This is a genomic window from Halomonas sp. 111 (assembly GCF_052379685.1).
GTDB lineage: Bacteria > Pseudomonadota > Gammaproteobacteria > Pseudomonadales > Halomonadaceae > Vreelandella > Vreelandella citrativorans.
This window is the reverse complement of the sequence record NZ_JBQSYV010000004.1, coordinates 179,049-196,130: the sequence shown is the minus strand read 5'-3', so window position 1 is coordinate 196,130 and position 17,082 is coordinate 179,049. Positions and strand designations below refer to the sequence as shown.

Genomic DNA, 17,082 nt, shown 5'->3' with positions numbered 1-17,082 from the left:
AGTGCTAGCCATCTCAAGCGCTATCTATCTCAGGTGCTGTCAGGGCTGGCGTCTTGGAAGACGCACGTTTTGCCAGCAGCGGGCAGAGGTGATCAGGTTGTCGCGGATCTCCAGTATTTCCATACGGATATTATTAATTTGCAGGCTGGCGGGGCCTTCGGGAAACGCTTCAAGGTGCTCTAAAATCAACCCGTTCAGGGTCTTGGGGCCATCGGTTGGTAAGTGCCATCCCAGCATTTTATTGATTTCACGGATGTTAGCCGTTCCCTCAATGACATGGCTGCCGTCGTCCTGCTGATGAATCTCTTCATCTTCCGATACGTCCGTGGTGAACTCGCCAACGATCTCTTCCAGAATATCTTCAAGCGTTACCAACCCTTCGACATCGCCATACTCATCTACCACGATACCGATACGCCGCTTCTGCTTTTGAAAGTTAAGCAGTTGGGTATGAAGCGGTGTGGACTCAGGAATAAAGTAGGGTTCGCGTGCTTCCTGGACAATGGCCGCCTTGGTGACTTCGTCACGGGATAAAAAGCGCGCGGCATTGCGCAAGTGCAGCATGCCGATGATGTTATTGATGTCGCCTTTATAAACCGGTAAGCGGGTGTGCTGGCTGGTACGAATTTGGGTCAGAATATCTTCCAACGAGTCGTCCAGGTCTATCCCCAGCACTTCATGGCGCGGCACCATAATGTCGTTGACCGTGACATTCTCAAGATCCAGGATCGACAGCAGCATGGCGCGGTGGCGGTAGGGGATCAGCGTACCCGCCTCATGCACCACGGTACGCAGCTCGTCGCGGGTAAGGTTGTCGCCGCCATTCTCCACGCTTTTCACGCCCAGTAGGCGCAGTAGGCCGTTCGAGATCATATTCACCAGCCACACCAGCGGATAAAGCAGCTTCAAAAGCGGCTCCAGCGCCATAGAGCTGGGGTAGGCAATACGCTCAGGTTTAATCGCCGCGTAGGTTTTGGGGGTAACCTCGGAAAAAATTAAAATAGTAATCGTTAAAATGGCAGTAGAAATCGCCGGGCCTGATACTTCGCCGAAAAAGTGAATAGCGATGATAGTCGCAATGGATGCCGCAAGGTTATTGACGAAATTGTTGCCGATTAGAATGACGCCAATCAAGCGGTCAGGGCGGGTAAGCAGGCGCATGACCCGTTTGGCGCGCCGATCACCGCTGTTGGCCTGATGGCTCAGGCGGTAACGATTAATCGACATCATGCCGGTTTCAGAGCTGGAGAAAAAAGCCGATAGCAGTACTAGTAAGCCAAGAAGGCCGAATAGTAATCCCAAGGGGAAGTCGTCGCTCAAGTCGAAAATTCCTTTATGCCGTATCAAGCACGGTTTGTAGAAGCTAGAAGAAGGTGTGTCAAGACAGCCATAGCCGTGTATATGGGCTTAGCGATTGAGCAGTATCTCAAGCACAAACTTACTGCCAAAGTAGGCCAGTATCAAAAGCGTGCAACCACCCAGTGTCCACCGTACTGCGCGCATGCCGCGCCAACCGAAGCGATAGCGGCCAATGAGTAGGGTTGTGAAAATAACCCATGCACCTAATGAAAGAACGGTTTTATGTAATAAATGCTGGGCAAAAATATTATCAAGAAAGATAAAGCCGCTCACAATCGAGAGCGTTAGTAGCAAAATGCCTGCCCAGACCAACTCAAACAGGACGCGTTCCATCGTGGTTAGCGGAGGAAGCGACTGCACGATGCCGCGAATATGGTGATGGCGTAGCGCCTGGTTTTGTAATCCCACCAGAATTGCCTGTATCGCTGCAATTGCGAGCATGGCAAACGCTAGCGCGGAGCTAATGGCATGCAGCAGAATGCCGGGTGTCAGGCCCGTTTGGCTAGTGTGGCTGGGGAGCCAGGTGGCGGTAATCAGCGCGACACCCGCTAAAGGAAAGAGAACGATGCCGACGTTAAGCACTGGCTTGAAAAGGCTCGCTATCAACAGCACATTAACGGCGACCGCCATGAAAAGCGTCGCGCTGGTGGTAAATCCAGGCAGGAGGCCTGGGGATTGCCCCATCAGTTGGACGACCACCGGGATATGGAGCAGCAGGCCCAAGGCACCCAGCAGGCGCACCATGCCTTGGCGTGGCGGCACGCGGCGAAAAAGGGTCATGCCCTGCCAAGTGGCAGCAGCAACATAGAGTACAAAAGCGATCGTGGCGAAAGGCAGCGCCTGCATGATGCTATCCGTGCGCGCATTTCGCGCGTTGCAGTAAAAAACAGTTAAGTTAACGTGTACCGACTACTATAACCAATCAAAGCAGTATCGCACAGCCATCGTTAGCCCGCGCGGACAGTCATGGAGACTCAAGGCGTGAGCGCGTATAATCCATGCACATCAGTCCAGGGGCGTAGGCCTGGCGACAGCGACGGAGGCAGAGAGGCCCCATGTTTCAGAATCTCAGTGAGCGTCTTTCCCAGACGTTGAAGTCGATCAAAGGTCAGGCGCGCCTGACCGACGACAATATCAAAGATACCCTGCGCGAAGTGCGCAAAGCGCTGCTTGAAGCCGACGTAGCGCTGCCGGTCGTCAAGGCCTTTATCGAACGCGTTCGCGAGCGGGCGGTTGGGCAAGAGGTGTCCAAGAGCCTGTCGCCCGGTCAGCAGTTCGTCAAAATCGTCCAGCAGGAGCTGGAAGCCATTATGGGCGAGGCCAACGAAGGCCTAACCCTCAAAGGCTCGCCAGCCGTTGTGTTGATGGCCGGTTTGCAAGGGGCGGGTAAAACCACGTCGGTAGCCAAACTTGCCCGCTACCTGCGCGAACGCGAGAAGAAAAAAGTCCTGGTGGTGTCGGCCGACGTTTATCGCCCGGCAGCCATCGACCAGTTGGAGACGCTGGCTAAAGAGGTCGAAGTCGACTTCTTCCCGTCGCGCTCTGACCAGAAGCCTGTTGATATTGCCGAAGCGGCGATCAAGCACGCCAAAATCCAGTTCCACGATGTGGTGCTGGTAGATACCGCGGGTCGCTTGGCAATTGATGAAGCCATGATGGCGGAGATCCAGGCGCTGCATAAGGCGATCTCACCGCAAGAAACGCTGTTCGTCGTCGATGCGATGACTGGCCAGGATGCGGTTAATACCGCGAAAGCATTCCACGATGCGCTGCCGCTGACCGGGGTTATCTTAACCAAGGCTGATGGTGATGCGCGTGGCGGTGCGGCGCTGTCGGTACGTCATATTACTGGTAAGCCCATCAAGTTTATGGGGGTGGGCGAGAAAGTTGACGCTCTGGAGCCCTTCCACCCGGATCGTGTGGCATCACGTATCCTCGGCATGGGCGACATGCTGTCGCTGATCGAGGAAGCCGAGCGCACGGTTGATAAAGACAAAGCTACCAAGCTAGCCAGCAAGGTTAAAAAAGGCGATGGCTTTGATCTGGAAGACTTCCGCGACCAATTGCAACAGCTCAAAAAGATGGGCGGCATGGGTGGTCTTCTGGGCAAACTGCCTGGCATGGGGCAAATGGCCGAAATGGCTCAAGGCCCTGGGCCTGAGAAGGAGCTGGGCAAGCTTGAAGCGCTGATCAACTCCATGACGCCCAAGGAGCGCCGCGCGCCGGATATCATCAACGGCTCGCGCAAGCGCAGGATTGCCGCCGGTGCTGGCCTGCAGGTGCCCGACCTGAACCGTCTGCTCAAGCAGCACAAGCAGATGCAGAAGATGATGAAGAAAGCGGGCAAGAAAGGCGGCATGCAGAAAATGATGCGCGGCATGTCCGGCATGATGGGCGGCGGCGGAGGTCCTGGCGGCCCAGGTGGAATGGGAGGCATGGGCGGTGGCGGTATGGGTGGCCCCGGCGGCCTGCCCTGGCGCTAAGCACACGCCTGGAACCTGGTAGCGGGCCAATTAAAGGCCCGCACGCTTTAAAAGCCAGCACCCTTCGGTGCTGGCTTTTAGGTTATATGACGCAGGTGAACCAGAACGCTGCCATCTGGTTGGCAGTCATGTAGCGGATAGCTGTAAGGCACATCGCTGAGTGTCGGGTTCGCTTGGCTGCCCGGCACCAGGTTGTATTGAAACGCAGGACTGCCCGCAATGGCGCTGTAGTGTTGCCCCCACAAGGTGTGGAAGGGCTGATGAATATGCCCACATAGAATGCGTTTGGGAGACGCGCTGATAATAGCCTCGAAACGCTCTCGGCCCTCGATCAGGCTGTAGTCATCCCAGTGAGGGTTGCCCGTCATAAAGGGCGGGTGATGCATCACCAGGAACGTTAACGGCTGGGTATGGCGAAGCTGATTTTCCAGCCAATCCAGGCGTTCGCTACATAGCGCGCCTTGAGGTTTGCCAACAATAATTGAGTCCAGGCCCAGTAACGTGACACCGACTGCTTCCACACGGGAGTGCAGAAACTTGCCTGGCTGCAAGCCCGAAAGTCGGTCACCCAGCACTGCGCGCATGGCTTCACGCCGATCGTGGTTGCCCGGGACGGCCAGAATGGGCATTTCCAGTGGTGCCAGCAAGCGGCGAATCAGTCGATAGTCGTCTTCGGTCCCGCCGTCGGCCAGGTCACCGCTGATCACAACAAGGTCGGGCGGTGGGCTAAGCGACACAAGGTCGCTCACGATACGTTCAATCACGTGGGCGATATCCAAACGTGACTCGCCGGTTTCAGACTGTGTAGTAAACACATGAAGGTCAGATAAATGGGCAATCAGCATGTACAGGACTCGATAACATGACGCGGGCCGTTAACGGCCCACGCGTGACAGGACATCGGCTTTTAGAAAACGCTCGATGACCAACATGAAGCCGACCGACGGGATCAGCAAAATCAACGCAGTAATGGCCGCCACCTGATAGTTGCCACCCATGGAGGCGTTAAACATCAACAGTGGCAGCGTGGTAATTTCCGGTGCGCCGACAAAAAACGTCCCGGTGAACTCATCAATGCTGTCGAGGAATACGAAGATGGACGCGGCAAGCAGGCCAGGCAGCGCCTGGGGCAGGGTGATACCGGCAAACGTACGCAGCGGAGAGGCACCCAGGTTGCGGGCCGCTTCTTCCAGCGAGCGGTCCACCGTAGAGAATGCGGCGGTCGCGATCCAAACGGCATATACAAGGCCCGGAAGCGAATGCACCAGCACTACGCCAATTAGCGTTCCGTTGAGCCCCCACTGATAAAAAATGGCGGCGATATTGACGAAAATCGGCAGATTGGGAAATGCCTGGGGCAATAAAAAAAACAGCATAATCACATTACGCGCGGGTAACGCCTGACGTGCCAGGGCGTAGCCTGCAGGAATGGCCAGCGCCATTGAAAGGATAACGGCGGAAAAGGCAACCAGTACGGTATTGAAAAGCGATGTCCAAGCGCCGGCACGTGGGCGGAACACGCGCTCCCAAAAGGAAAAGCCCCAGCCGGTAGGCAGTCGATTCGGGTAAAACCACTGCTCGGCAAAGGCCCAAAGAGCAAGATTCAACAGCGGCCCGAAAACAATAAAGGCAACCACGCCCAGTAAAAGGCCCAGCCCTATCGGCGAAAGTGCGCGGGTGATACTCATGAGGTCACCTCGCGGCGCAGGGTCAGACGCAAATAGATCCATGCGGTTACCGCCGTTAACGCGTAGGAGAACAGCCCCAGCGCATTGGCGACGCCGTAGTCACCGTAGTACGTGATTCGATGGGCCATCATTGAGGTCATCATGGTGGGGTTACCGGCAATCAGCATCATCGGTACCGAGAGGACCGAAAGCATCGCGACCAGCGACAGAATCAGCCCGACCCAGAGGGTGGGCGCTGCCTGAGGCAGGATAATACCGAAAAGGCAGCGCAGGCGGCTCGCGCCCATGTTGCGGGCGGCTTCAATATGGCTACGGTCAATCGCGGCCATGGCACCGGCCAAGAGAAGCGTCACAAACGGGATCTGTTTCCAGGCAAAGGTCAGCACTAATCCTCGCCAATCCAAAAAGCTCTGCGCGCTCTCGGGCATCATTAGGCCTGTTTCGATCAGTACGCCGTTCATCATGCCGTTGGTCGATAAAAATGAGCGGGCAATCTGACCACTTACTACGAACGGAATAAACAGCGGCCAGCGGTAGAGCCAGCGCAATAAGCGAACGGCCCAGGGCGTGGTGCCCAGCACCAGATAACCTGAAATCGCAATGGAGATAACGGCGATGAGCGCAAGTACTGCTGATACGACGCCGATAGAAAAAAGCACGTCGCGGCCATAAAGCGAAAAGGCGCGAACGAGGTGGTCGGTAGTCCAGCCGCCATCACTGCTACGAAAAGCTGTCACCAGCGAGCGTAGCAAGGGCAGCGCATAGAGCAGTGTAATCGCGGTTAGCGCGGGCAGCACCAGCAAGATACCCAAGCTTATTCGTGGGAACCGCTTGCCAGGCATCGCCATGAGATAGGTTGAAGAGGGCGAAGTCGTCATAAACGCTTTCCACAGTGAAGGGGGCGCGACGGCCCCCTGGTAGTGATCATCAATGCCTTATCATCAAAGCGTCATCATCGAGCGCTTGATCGTCCAGCGCTTAGCGGCTGACGTGGCTTTCATAGGCTTCGAGAATGGCACGGAAGTAGTCCGCTTGCGGCATGGAGCGGCCACGTTCAGCAAGTGTCTCTGGCGATACGTCAGCATAGAGCTGCGCCCACTGTTCATCGCTCAGTTCACTGCGAACGTGTTCGGCATCAATACCGGGGAACCAGTTAAACGTGCCGACAATACCTTCAGCCTGTACCTCAGGACTCGTTGCCAAAGCAATGAATTCAGCCGCCAGCTCAGCATGTTCTGCGCGCTCAGGAATCGCGTAGTACATCGGCTGGCCGGGCATGCCGGGTTCGAGCAGTAGCAGGCGGAAATCGGGGTTGAGGCGACCATCGGCCATCCAGGTGTAGTACATGTCCATCCACACCGGACCCATGGCGATTTCGCCGCGGTTCATGGCGTCCATGGTGCCCGCATTGCCGGGTGTCAGGGTGACGTGCTGGTTAAAAGTACGCAACTGATCAAGTGCTGTTGTCCAGCGCTCAGACGCGCCCTCTTCCCAAGGGCCGTTTTGCAGCGTGTCGGCCATATCAGTAAAGGCGTACATCCAGCCGAAGACAAAGCCTACGCCTGCCATGCCGCCGGTGATGCCGTTATAGCCAAACTGGTCGGGGTTCTCCTCAACCCAGTCGGCAAGCGCTGCGTAGCTTTCCGGCGGCTGTTCTAAAAGGGCCGGGTTATAGGCGATGGCAATCTGGCTCTGAAACATCGGCATAACATAGCCTTCGACGTCAACGCCCAGCGCATTACGCGCGCTGTCCGCGCTGACCAAATCACCGGTTTCAAGCGCGTCGGTATAGGTGCTTAGTAAACCTTCTTCCACCATCTGCCCGGCCATGCGCTGGTGGATGACTGCAACGTCGACGCCCCACGTCTCTTTATCACGCTGAGCGCTTAGGGTTTCGTAAATAGCTTGGCTACCCGCATCGCCGGGGCCGGTGCCCATGGCGCGGACGCTGACATCCGGATGCATGGCTTCAAAGCGAGGAGCGAGAAATTCATTAATGTACTCGACCATGTTGTCGTCGCCTGCCGTAAACACGTTAAGCGTTGTGGCGGCCATGGCGGGCGCAGTGATGGCGCTGGCGATCAGGCTGAGCGTAAGGGCGAAGGGTTTCATGCAATATCCTCTTGTCGATCAAGTGGCGGCAGATGCCGATCGTCCGGCCCAAAAGGGATCAGGGCCGATTGCGGTACCTGAACAACGGCAAAGGTACCCGGAGCAATAGGAGTGGCCGACGTAGCACAAAGCTCAGCCTGTTCGGCACAAAGCGATATTTGATAGCCATCGCCGGTATAAACGCAGTCAGTAACCCGCCCTTTACGCGTCAGCATCGCAGGATGCTGGGGGGCATTGATCAAGGCGTCACGCGTACGAAAGCCAAATGTGGTGGCAGCAGAGGCCATCGCGGGGTCCGAGGCTTGCCGAGCAACGGTGTTATCCACACCCAAAAAGCGTGCGGCGGCCACGTCAGCCGGCTGGTGATAAAGCGTTTGGGGTGGCGCTACCTGCACGACATGGCCTCCGCGCATTAGGACGATCTGGTCGGCCATTTGGAGCGCTTCTTCCTGGTCGTGGGTCACCATGATAGTGGTGATACCCAGTGACTTCTGTAGGCGGCGTAGTTCGCTGCGTAGGCTGCGCCGAATCGCGGCATCCAGGTTGGAAAGTGGCTCATCGAGCAGTAATAAAGGTGGGTCAATAATGAGCGCACGCCCCAGGGCGATACGCTGGCGCTGGCCGCCAGAGAGTTGCGTGACCGCACGGCTTTCAAAACCACCAAGCTCCATGCGCTCCAGCATGGCGGCAACTTTTCGGGCGCGCTCCTCGCGAGGGACGCCGCGCAGTTTCAGCGGGTAGCCAAGGTTTTCCCCCACACTCATATGCGGCCAGAGCGCGTAGGACTGAAACACCATGGCGGTCTGGCGTTTTTCAGGCGGCAGATGAGTGATAGACCGTTTGCCTAAACGTATGTCGCCACGGCTTAGAGGTGTGAAGCCAGCAATGGCGCGCAGCAGCGTCGTTTTTCCGCAGCCGGATGGACCCAGCAGGCAGGTGAAGCTTCCTGGCGCGACATCAAGATGGATGTTTTCCAGAATGCGTTTCTGCCTGAGGTCAATCGTCACGTCATTGAGCGTCAATGCCTCGGTGCTCATTCTCGGTGCTCCATAAAAGGTAGAAGACGGATAACAAGCGTAATTTTGAACGCGCGTGCAAAATTTTAATAAGGTGATTTTACGAGGCGTTGATGACGCTTTGATGTACATTTTAAAACGCTTAAAAGGCAACCAAGGGGTGCTAGGATGGCGGAATTATCTTGTTGATTGAGCGGTCATCATGTTGAAAAACACCCGAGGCGCTGGCGCATGCCGATACGCGTAACCGCCGATGATGTAGCCCAAGCGGCAGGCGTATCTCGCGCCATGGTCTCACGCGCTTTTACAGCCGGAGCGTCGGTGTCGGCAAAAAAGCGCGAACACGTTTTAGCCGTGGCTCAGGCGCTGGGTTATCGGCCCAATCTTATCGCTCGGGGGCTGACGGGGCGTAGCACTGGATTGATCGCGGTGGTGGCCGGAGAGATATCGCGTCCTTATGAGGCTTGGCTACTTGAGCATTTGGTGTTTGAGCTCAGCTCCCGTGGCTATCAGCCGCTACTATTGCCAGCGTTGCGCGGCGGTAACGTCACCGAGGTGATCGACCATGCGCTGGCCTATCAGGTTGAGGGGGCTATTGTGGCGGCAGGCTCGGTGAGTCGCGAGATCGCCGACCGCTGCCGGGCTTCAGGGGCGCCGCTGGTATTGATTGGACGCGTGCTGGAAAGCAGTGGGGTTGATGCCGTGTGTTGCGACAATATAAAAGGTATGCATTTGCTGGTGGACCGGTTGGTCCAGCAAGGGCGCCGACGGATTGCCTGGTTGGGCGGCACTGAGGATACGTTTTCTGACCAGGAGCGCAGGCTGGGCGTCGAGCAGGCGCTGAGCTACCACGGCTTGGCGTTAATGGCCGTGCACCGGGGAGATTTCTCGCTGCAAAGTGGGCTGAATGAAGGGCTGGCGCTGCTGGATGCCGGACAGTCATTGGATGCAATTATCTGCGCCAACGATGCCATGGCTCTGGGCGTTGTCGAAGCCGCTGCGCAGCGCGGTATGCGGGTGCCGGATGAGATAGCGGTTACCGGGTTTGACGATGTTCCAGGCGCTGCTTGGGGGCGCTGCCCTTTAACGACGGTGCGTAACCCGGTACAGGAAACGGCTCTTGAGGCACTGCGCCTGCTTGAAGCAAGAGTAAAGACGCCTACGCGCGCCACGCAGGTCGTGAGAGTTGGCGTGACGCTTGTTGAGCGTGTCAGTGCTTAGCCGTTAATGCAGTGGTTGACGTATTGTGAGTTTTCTGGCTGTCAGGCTTTCCAATCAGGGCGCATTTGCGTAGAATGCGGCCTCTTCATGCGTGGGTGTTGGCAAAATATGTGTAAGCATTGCCGCCACATCCGGTTGTGAAGGCCTAAAATGGTACAAAGCAGCCACTTATCTTCAAGTGAGCCGCGTATCAAGAAAACAGTATGATGAGTGTTCTGGTGGCGGTTTGCGCTATTTTCCACTCTCGTAACCTCAACCGAAGGATAGTTATCGTATGGTTACCATTCGTTTGGCACGTGGTGGCGCCAAGAAGCGTCCCTTTTATCACCTGACTGTTACTGACTCGCGTAACGCCCGTGACGGCCGTTTCATCGAGCGTATCGGCTTCTTCAACCCGGTTGCCCGTGGTCAGGAAGAGCGTCTGCGCGTTGATCTAGAGCGTGTTACTCACTGGCAGAGCCAAGGCGCCCAGCTGTCTGGTCGTGTTGCTGAGCTGGTTAAAGAAGCGCGTAAACAGGCGTAAGTCTGTTCACGGTAGAGTCTGGACTGCTGTACGTTGAGGTCGTCGATGACGCGTTTTGAAACAAGCCAAACTGACGACACGCATGTGGTGTTAGGCAAGCTGACTAGCCCCCACGGGGTGCAGGGTTGGCTCAAGGTGTATTCTTACACCAGCCCCATGGACAGCATTTTGGATTATCCCGAATGGTGGGTGCGCCAAGGGGAAACCCTGACGCGAATGACCATTGTTCAGGGACGTCGGCAAGGTAAAGGCCTTGTTGTGCAGATTAAAGGCGTAGATGATCGCAATGCCGCTGAAGCACTGGCGCAAGCGGATATTTTACTTCCCAAAGATGCACTGCCTACACTGGCAGCCGATGAGTATTACTGGCATGAGCTTGAAGGCTTGGCTGTCTTCACTCAAGCCGGCGAGCGGTTAGGACGGGTAAGCTACCTGTTTGAAACCGGCGCCAACGATGTCATGGTGGTTCGCGGCGATGACGACGCGATCGACAAACGCGAGCGGCTACTCCCGTTTTTGCCTGATGACGTGATTGTCGAAATCAGCCTTGAAGATGGCCGTATGGTCGTTAACTGGGACCCTGAGTTTTGATCAATGACGAAGCGGCCGATGTGCAAACAGCGGTGCTTGGCAATGATGTGGATACGCCCGCTATGTGGATCGGCGTAGTATCGTTGTTTCCTGAAATGTTCGATGCACTCACCCAGCAGGGCGTAGTAGGTCGGGCGATAGAGAAGCAACGTATTGCCCTGGAGTTCTGGAACCCGCGAGATTACGCCACCGACCGCCATCGCAGTGTGGATGATCGCCCTTATGGCGGCGGCCCGGGTATGTTGATGAAAGTCGATACACTCCGTGGCGCTATCCACGATGCCCGTGAACGGGCACATCAAGCCACCGGCCAGGTGCCTACGGTGATCTACCTTTCGCCCCAAGGGCGTAAGCTTGATCAAAAAGGCGCTCAGGCATTAGCCGCTGCTGGCCCCCTTGTGGTGGTGGCAGGGCGCTATGAAGGGATTGATGAGCGTGTGGTGGAGAGTGACATCGATGAAGAGTGGTCGATTGGTGACTATGTGCTGAGCGGCGGTGAGCTGCCTGCCATGGTGCTGATTGACGCAGCGGCGAGGTTGGTTCCCGGTGTATTGGGGCATCAGGACTCCGCTATCGAAGACTCGTTTAATGACGGTCTTTTGGACTGCCCGCACTATACCCGTCCAGAAAGTATCGACGGGCGCCAGGTGCCGGATGTGCTGCTAAGCGGTAATCATGCAGCCATCAAGCGTTGGCGGTTGAAGCAGTCGTTAGGCCGCACATGGCAGCGCCGTCCCGATCTGTTAGAAGGGCGCGCGCTTAATGCTGAGCAACAGCAGTTGCTGAACGAGTTTATCGAGGAACACGCTCTGTCTGCCAAGTAGGTTATTTTCAACGACCTGGTGCAGAGCGGCGGTGCAGGACGGAAAGGGCACGTCGTCTACATATTGACGGCAAGCCTACGGACCTGTGTCACCCATAACGACTCCCGTGTGGCTCGATTCGAGCGCCGGGATCACGGTTTGCCCCTTCCACAACTGCGTGGCAAACCATTCCGTTATTTAGGAGTATGAAGATGAGCAGCAAGAACAAGGTGATCCAGGCGATCGAAAACGAGCAGATGGGCAAAGAGATTCCTTCTTTTGCGCCGGGCGACACCATTATCGTTCAAGTAAAAGTCAAGGAAGGCACCCGCGAGCGTCTGCAGGCGTTTGAAGGTGTTGTTATTGCCAAGCGTAACCGTGGCCTGAACTCCGCTTTCACCGTACGTAAAATTTCTCACGGTGTTGGCGTTGAGCGTACTTTCCAGACCTACAGCCCGCTGGTTGACTCTCTTGAAGTCAAGCGTCGTGGTGACGTGCGTCAAGCCAAGCTGTACTACCTGCGTGAGCGTAGCGGTAAGTCAGCACGTATCAAAGAAAAGCTGTCCTAAGCGACGCTTTCTCGGGCGCGCACTGTTCTTGACGTACGTCTTGGGCACGTGTCGCACCGGATACCAGAACCCCGTCACCGCTTTGCGGGGCGGGGTTTTGTTTATGTGTTCATATACTCAGCAGGAGACGATTAACGTATGAGCGTCATTGATGCTTTCTTGGACGCCCTTTGGTTAGAGCAAGGCGCCAGTGATCATACGTTAGCCGCCTATCGGCGCGATTTAACCGCGTGGCAGCACTACCTGGTAGCAGAAGGTGAGGATATATTGTCTCCCACGGGGCAGCGGCTTCCCGTATGGTTGGATGCCCGCCGAGAGCAAGGCTACCAGTTGCGAAGCAATGCCCGGTTGTTATCGAGCCTCAGAAGTTTTTATCGCTGGGCGCGCTTACACGGGCATGTGGTTAGCGACCCGCTGGTGGATGTTAAGCTTCCCAGAGTGCAGCCAGGTCTGCCCAATACGCTGGAAGAGGCGGAGGTCGAGCGCCTGCTGATGGCGCCTGATGTTGATACGCCGCTGGGTGTGCGCGACCGCACCATGCTGGAGCTGCTGTATGCCTGTGGGCTGCGCGTGTCGGAGCTTGTGTCGTTAACCGGCGATGCGGTGAATCTGCGCCAAAATGTGGTGCGTGTGCGTGGTAAGGGGGATAAAGACCGCTTGGTGCCCATGGGGGAAGAAGCAGCAGATTGGCTTGCGCACTATATGAAAACGGCCAGACCTGCGCTGATGAGCGACCCGACCAGGCCAGCGCTTTTTCCAGGGCGCCATGATAAAGCCATGACGCGACAGACCTTCTGGCACCGTATAAAAGCGCATGCCATCACGGCTGGTATCTCGCGTCCGCTGTCTCCGCATACGCTGCGGCATGCTTTTGCGACACATTTATTGAATCATGGGGCCAATTTACGGGTCGTACAGCTGCTGTTAGGCCACAGCGATTTATCTACGACTCAAATTTATACGCATGTTGCCCAAGCCCGCTTGGAGCATTTACATGCCGAACACCATCCGCGAGGTTGAAGATAGAATGCGTCAACGTACGGTTACTCCTTCTTTACGCACGGCATTACTCACGCTCGCCATCGCCAGCGTTTTGCCGGTCGCCGCTCAGGCAGATGCCGTCACGCAACGACTGAGTGAGTCGCTGAGCGTTAATGGTCAGCCGATGCCGGTTGAGCACGTAACGACGACTCCGATGGAAGGCATTTACCACGTGCGCTTGGAAAGCGGCGAGTCGTTCTACACCAACGTCGATGGCAGCCACTTTTTGGTGGGTGATCTTTTCGAAAATGCCGAAACGGGGCTGGTCAATTTAACCGAGCAGTCCAAGAATCAGGAGCGTGTTGCGGCACTGGCAAGCATCCCCGAGTCTGAGCGCGTTGTGTATCGCGGTGTCGATGAGCCAAAAGCCACCGTGGTAGTATTTACCGACCCCACTTGCCCCTACTGTGAGCGTCTTCACGAAGCCGTGCCTGAGCTTAATGAACGCGGGATTGCGGTACACTATTTAGCATTCCCACGGGCGGGTATGGGCAGCGATGCGGCGACCTCCATGCAGCAAGCGTGGTGTTCGGATAATCGTAGTGAAGCGATGACCCGTGCCCAGCAGCGCCAGCCACTATCGGGTCCTTCGGATTGCGATAACCCGGTGGCTGAACAGTATGAGCTGGGTATGGCGCTGGGTGTACAGGGCACGCCCGCGATTATTCTGCCCGATGGCCAAATGGTACCAGGCTATGTACCGCCAGAAAGGCTTGCCGTCATGTTAGGCTTGGGCGACGTCTAAGCCTGATCTGGCAGGCGCTTTGAAGCAGGCGCTTTGAAACAGGCGCCTGGCAACAGAAACGTAGCAACAGAAACATAGCAATAGGCACGCCCAACAAGTGCCCACCAATAGAGAGCACCGTTAACGAGCGGTGACGCTGAGACACTGAATTTAAGACCAGGCGCCAAGGGCGCCCACCACGAAAGGGGATGTATTTTGAAACCGGTAAGAGTAGGCATTTGTGGGCTAGGCACGGTTGGCGGCGGCACGTTCAATGTATTGACGCGCAACGCGGATGATATTGCACGCCGTGCAGGCCGCCCTATTGTGATTGAGCAGGTGGCTCATCGCAGTATTCACCCTGACTGCGATATTACCGGTATTAACGCAACCACCGATGTTTTCGAGGTGGCAACTAACCCTAACGTTGATGTGCTGGTCGAGCTGATTGGCGGCTATGACATGGCGCGTGAATTGGTACTCACCGCGATTGCCAATGGCAAACACGTGGTTACTGCCAACAAGGCGTTGATTGCTGTTCACGGTAACGAGATATTCAAAGCCGCCCATGAAAAGGGCGTTATTGTCGCCTTTGAAGCCGCCGTTGCAGGCGGTATTCCGGTTATCAAATCGCTGCGTGAAGGCTTGGGTGCCAACCGCATTGAGTGGGTGGCCGGCATCATTAACGGCACCGGCAACTTTATTCTGACGCACATGCGCGACGAAGGCCGAGCCTTTGAAGACGTGCTTGCCGAAGCGCAGGCACTGGGTTACGCCGAAGCCGACCCCACGTTTGACGTGGAAGGTATCGATGCGGCGCACAAGCTGACCATTCTGGCCTCGATTGCTTACGGCGTACCGCTTCAGTTTGAAAGAGCCTTCACCGAAGGTATTTCACGGATTACCGCTGAAGATGTCGAGCAGGCCGATAACCTGGGCTACGTTATTAAGCACTTGGGTATTTCCAAGCGTACCGACCAGGGGCTTGAGCTACGCGTTCACCCCACGTTGATCCCCAAAGAGCGTTTGCTAGCCAATGTGCATGGCGTCAAAAACGCCATTGCCATCATGGGTGACGCGGTAGGCCCCACGCTTTACTACGGTGCCGGTGCGGGTGCTGAACCAACGGCTTCCGCCGTGGTTGCTGATGTGTTGGATGTAGCTCGTGATATTACAACTGCCCACCACTATCGCGTGCCCTATTTGGCGTTCAGCGGTATTGATGAAGATGTCAGCCAACTGCCGATTATGCCGATGGAAGACATCATTACGGCGTATTATCTGCGCCTGTTGGCGGTGGATCGCCCTGGTGTACTGGCGCGCGTAGCCACCATTCTTTCGGAGCAGGGCATCTCTATTGAGGCACTGATCCAGAAAGAGGCAACCGAAGGCGAGCTGGTGCCGATTATTCTGCTGACGCACCGCACCAAAGAGAAGCAGATGAACGAAGCAATTCGTGAAATCGAAGCGATGGCCGATATCGCCGGACCGGTGACACGCATCCGCGTGGAAAGCCTGAGCGAAGGGGAGTAACCCACTATGCGCTATATCAGTACGCGTGGGCAGGCGCCCGCGCTCTCCTTTGAAGAAGTCGTACTAACCGGTATGGCCAGCGACGGCGGCCTTTACGTGCCGGAAGAACTGCCCACCCTCTCGAAAGAAGCGCTGGCCGATATGGCCGGGCTCTCTTACGCTGAGATTGCTTTTCGCGTTATGAAGCCGTTTGTGAACGGCGAGATTGACGACGACACTTTCCGCACCATCGTGACCGACGCGTATGCCACCTTCACTCACGATGCGGTGGTGCCGCTCAAGCAGCTCGACGCCAATCACTTCCTGCTTGAGCAGTTCCATGGCCCGACGCTGGCATTTAAAGACGTCGCGCTACAGCTTTTGGGCCGCCTGTTGGATCACTTTTTGAAAAAGCGCGGCGAGCGCGCGGTGATCATGGGCGCCACCTCGGGCGATACCGGGTCGGCGGCGATTGAAGGCTGCCGCCACTGCGACAACCTGGATATCTTTATTCTGCACCCGCACCAGCGGGTGTCCGAAGTGCAGCGCCGCCAGATGACCTCGGTGCTGGCCGATAACGTCTTCAATATTGCTATCGAAGGCAACTTTGATGATGCTCAAGCCATGGTCAAGGCAAGCTTTGCCAATCAGGACTTTCTGAACGGCACGCGCCTGGTGGCGGTCAATTCGATCAACTGGGCGCGCATCATGGCTCAGATCGTTTACTACGTAGCGGCGAGTGTGGCGCTGGGTGCTCCGCATCGCGAGGTCAGCTTCTGCGTGCCGTCGGCCAATTTTGGCAACGTGTTTGCGGGCTACATGGCGTACAAAATGGGGCTGCCGGTCAAGCAGTTCATCATTGCCACCAACTCCAACGACATTCTGCACCGTACGCTGGCCGCCAACGACTTCTCCAAGAAGGAGCTTGAGGCAACGCTCGCGCCTTCCATGGATATCGTGGTGTCGTCTAACTTCGAGCGTCTTCTGTTTGATGCTTATGAGCGTGATGGCGCCGCCGTGGCGGCACTGCTGGAGCGCTTTCAGCAAGAGCCCACCGCACTTGCCGATGCGCCGCTTGCCAAGCTGCGTGAGAAGTTCTCAAGTTTTAGTGTGGACGATGCGACCATTCTGGACGTCATTCGCGAAGCGCATCACCGTACTGGTGAAATGCTCGACCCGCACACCGCTACGGGCTACCGCGCCGCTGAGCGTGTGCGCGCCGATCAATCAACACCGATGATAACGCTTGCCACCGCGCACCCGGCCAAGTTTGCTGAAGCCGTAGTGAAAGCAGGTTTCCAGGGCGTACCGCTGCCCACGCATATGGATGATTTGCTGGAGCGTGAAGAGCGCTACACGGTATTGCCTGCAGAGCTGAGCGCCGTGCAGCAGTTTGTGGCGGATAACCGTCGTTAACACATGATGACTGCTTTGCCAGAT

17 protein-coding genes are annotated in these 17,082 nt (G+C 56.4%); 10 read left to right on the top strand and 7 right to left on the bottom strand.

The annotated features are described in order from the left end of the window. Window positions 1-39 precede the first annotated feature (39 nt). Together ACT3T7_RS04960 and ACT3T7_RS04955 are read right to left on the bottom strand one after the other, a co-directional pair. On the bottom strand, window positions 40-1,320 hold the full coding sequence (locus ACT3T7_RS04960) for an HlyC/CorC family transporter (RefSeq protein WP_172118542.1): 1,281 nt from the start codon (window positions 1,318-1,320) through the stop codon (window positions 40-42). A gap of 87 nt (window positions 1,321-1,407) precedes the next feature. Further along, window positions 1,408-2,205, bottom strand: coding sequence for a cytochrome C assembly family protein (locus tag ACT3T7_RS04955; protein ID WP_087110110.1), 798 nt, complete (start codon window positions 2,203-2,205; stop codon window positions 1,408-1,410). Window positions 2,206-2,414: 209 nt separating this feature from the next. On the opposite strand from ACT3T7_RS04955, the gene ffh reads away from it, so the two are divergent. Further along, window positions 2,415-3,842 carry a signal recognition particle protein gene (gene ffh / locus ACT3T7_RS04950; protein ID WP_172118541.1) on the top strand — a complete coding sequence of 476 codons (1,428 nt, stop codon included), beginning with the start codon at window positions 2,415-2,417 and terminating at the stop codon, window positions 3,840-3,842. 77 nt (window positions 3,843-3,919) lie between these two features. Here the strand turns inward: ffh and ACT3T7_RS04945 are convergent, their stop codons facing one another. From ACT3T7_RS04945 to ACT3T7_RS04925, 5 genes are all read right to left on the bottom strand, one after another. Next, on the bottom strand, window positions 3,920-4,687 hold the full coding sequence (locus ACT3T7_RS04945) for a metallophosphoesterase (protein ID WP_444630234.1): 768 nt from the start codon (window positions 4,685-4,687) through the stop codon (window positions 3,920-3,922). A 30-nt stretch (window positions 4,688-4,717) separates the two neighbouring features. Beyond that, window positions 4,718-5,530, bottom strand: a complete 813-nt coding sequence (locus tag ACT3T7_RS04940; RefSeq protein WP_172118539.1) for an ABC transporter permease — start codon at window positions 5,528-5,530, stop codon at window positions 4,718-4,720. Then, window positions 5,527-6,408 (bottom strand): ABC transporter permease, encoded by an 882-nt coding sequence (locus ACT3T7_RS04935; RefSeq protein ID WP_444630233.1) that lies wholly within the window; start codon window positions 6,406-6,408, stop codon window positions 5,527-5,529. Before ACT3T7_RS04935 ends, ACT3T7_RS04940 begins: the two co-directional genes overlap by 4 nt. Window positions 6,409-6,508: 100 nt before the next feature. Beyond that, complete coding sequence (locus ACT3T7_RS04930) at window positions 6,509-7,642, bottom strand: extracellular solute-binding protein (RefSeq protein ID WP_444621772.1); 1,134 nt, start codon at window positions 7,640-7,642, stop codon at window positions 6,509-6,511. Then, window positions 7,639-8,679 (bottom strand): ABC transporter ATP-binding protein, encoded by a 1,041-nt coding sequence (locus ACT3T7_RS04925; RefSeq protein ID WP_444621773.1) that lies wholly within the window; start codon window positions 8,677-8,679, stop codon window positions 7,639-7,641. The genes ACT3T7_RS04930 and ACT3T7_RS04925 overlap by 4 nt, the downstream gene beginning before the upstream one ends. A gap of 210 nt (window positions 8,680-8,889) precedes the next feature. On the opposite strand from ACT3T7_RS04925, the gene ACT3T7_RS04920 reads away from it, so the two are divergent. The 9 genes from ACT3T7_RS04920 to thrC all read left to right on the top strand — a co-directional run bounded on the left by ACT3T7_RS04920 (window position 8,890) and on the right by thrC (window position 17,058). After that, window positions 8,890-9,879, top strand: a complete 990-nt coding sequence (locus tag ACT3T7_RS04920; RefSeq protein WP_444621774.1) for a LacI family DNA-binding transcriptional regulator — start codon at window positions 8,890-8,892, stop codon at window positions 9,877-9,879. Window positions 9,880-10,153: 274 nt separating this feature from the next. Then, on the top strand, window positions 10,154-10,402 hold the full coding sequence (gene rpsP / locus ACT3T7_RS04915; RefSeq protein ID WP_009724081.1) for a 30S ribosomal protein S16: 249 nt from the start codon (window positions 10,154-10,156) through the stop codon (window positions 10,400-10,402). Window positions 10,403-10,447: 45 nt separating this feature from the next. Beyond that, complete coding sequence (rimM, locus tag ACT3T7_RS04910) at window positions 10,448-10,993, top strand: ribosome maturation factor RimM (protein WP_172118535.1); 546 nt, start codon at window positions 10,448-10,450, stop codon at window positions 10,991-10,993. A gap of 62 nt (window positions 10,994-11,055) precedes the next feature. After that, window positions 11,056-11,817 (top strand): tRNA (guanosine(37)-N1)-methyltransferase TrmD, encoded by a 762-nt coding sequence (gene trmD, locus ACT3T7_RS04905; RefSeq protein ID WP_444621824.1) that lies wholly within the window; start codon window positions 11,056-11,058, stop codon window positions 11,815-11,817. Window positions 11,818-12,008: 191 nt separating this feature from the next. Then, on the top strand, window positions 12,009-12,365 hold the full coding sequence (gene rplS, locus ACT3T7_RS04900; RefSeq protein WP_087110090.1) for a 50S ribosomal protein L19: 357 nt from the start codon (window positions 12,009-12,011) through the stop codon (window positions 12,363-12,365). A 138-nt stretch (window positions 12,366-12,503) separates the two neighbouring features. Further along, window positions 12,504-13,385: a site-specific tyrosine recombinase XerD gene (gene xerD / locus ACT3T7_RS04895; RefSeq protein WP_441677817.1), complete on the top strand. Its 882-nt coding sequence runs from the start codon at window positions 12,504-12,506 to the stop codon at window positions 13,383-13,385. Next, window positions 13,360-14,151, top strand: a complete 792-nt coding sequence (locus ACT3T7_RS04890; protein ID WP_444630232.1) for a DsbC family protein — start codon at window positions 13,360-13,362, stop codon at window positions 14,149-14,151. The genes xerD and ACT3T7_RS04890 overlap by 26 nt, the downstream gene beginning before the upstream one ends. A gap of 195 nt (window positions 14,152-14,346) precedes the next feature. Then, window positions 14,347-15,663, top strand: coding sequence for a homoserine dehydrogenase (locus tag ACT3T7_RS04885; protein ID WP_172118532.1), 1,317 nt, complete (start codon window positions 14,347-14,349; stop codon window positions 15,661-15,663). Window positions 15,664-15,669: 6 nt separating this feature from the next. Beyond that, window positions 15,670-17,058 carry a threonine synthase gene (gene thrC / locus ACT3T7_RS04880; RefSeq protein WP_444630231.1) on the top strand — a complete coding sequence of 463 codons (1,389 nt, stop codon included), beginning with the start codon at window positions 15,670-15,672 and terminating at the stop codon, window positions 17,056-17,058. Window positions 17,059-17,082 lie beyond the last annotated feature (24 nt).

Excerpts from the sequence above, each read along its gene's own strand:
- ACT3T7_RS04955 (WP_087110110.1), bottom strand. The coding sequence starts at position 2,205 with ATGCAGGCGCTGCCTTTCGCCACGATCGCTTTTGTACTCTATGTTGCT.
- ffh (WP_172118541.1), top strand. The coding sequence starts at position 2,415 with ATGTTTCAGAATCTCAGTGAGCGTCTTTCCCAGACGTTGAAGTCGATC.
- ACT3T7_RS04945 (WP_444630234.1), bottom strand. The coding sequence starts at position 4,687 with ATGCTGATTGCCCATTTATCTGACCTTCATGTGTTTACTACACAGTCT.
- ACT3T7_RS04940 (WP_172118539.1), bottom strand. The coding sequence starts at position 5,530 with ATGAGTATCACCCGCGCACTTTCGCCGATAGGGCTGGGCCTTTTACTG.
- ACT3T7_RS04935 (WP_444630233.1), bottom strand. The coding sequence starts at position 6,408 with ATGACGACTTCGCCCTCTTCAACCTATCTCATGGCGATGCCTGGCAAG.
- ACT3T7_RS04930 (WP_444621772.1), bottom strand. The coding sequence starts at position 7,642 with ATGAAACCCTTCGCCCTTACGCTCAGCCTGATCGCCAGCGCCATCACT.
- ACT3T7_RS04925 (WP_444621773.1), bottom strand. The coding sequence starts at position 8,679 with ATGAGCACCGAGGCATTGACGCTCAATGACGTGACGATTGACCTCAGG.
- ACT3T7_RS04920 (WP_444621774.1), top strand. The coding sequence starts at position 8,890 with ATGCCGATACGCGTAACCGCCGATGATGTAGCCCAAGCGGCAGGCGTA.
- rpsP (WP_009724081.1), top strand. The coding sequence starts at position 10,154 with ATGGTTACCATTCGTTTGGCACGTGGTGGCGCCAAGAAGCGTCCCTTT.
- rimM (WP_172118535.1), top strand. The coding sequence starts at position 10,448 with ATGACGCGTTTTGAAACAAGCCAAACTGACGACACGCATGTGGTGTTA.
- trmD (WP_444621824.1), top strand. The coding sequence starts at position 11,056 with ATGTGGATCGGCGTAGTATCGTTGTTTCCTGAAATGTTCGATGCACTC.
- rplS (WP_087110090.1), top strand. The coding sequence starts at position 12,009 with ATGAGCAGCAAGAACAAGGTGATCCAGGCGATCGAAAACGAGCAGATG.
- xerD (WP_441677817.1), top strand. The coding sequence starts at position 12,504 with ATGAGCGTCATTGATGCTTTCTTGGACGCCCTTTGGTTAGAGCAAGGC.
- ACT3T7_RS04890 (WP_444630232.1), top strand. The coding sequence starts at position 13,360 with ATGCCGAACACCATCCGCGAGGTTGAAGATAGAATGCGTCAACGTACG.
- thrC (WP_444630231.1), top strand. The coding sequence starts at position 15,670 with ATGCGCTATATCAGTACGCGTGGGCAGGCGCCCGCGCTCTCCTTTGAA.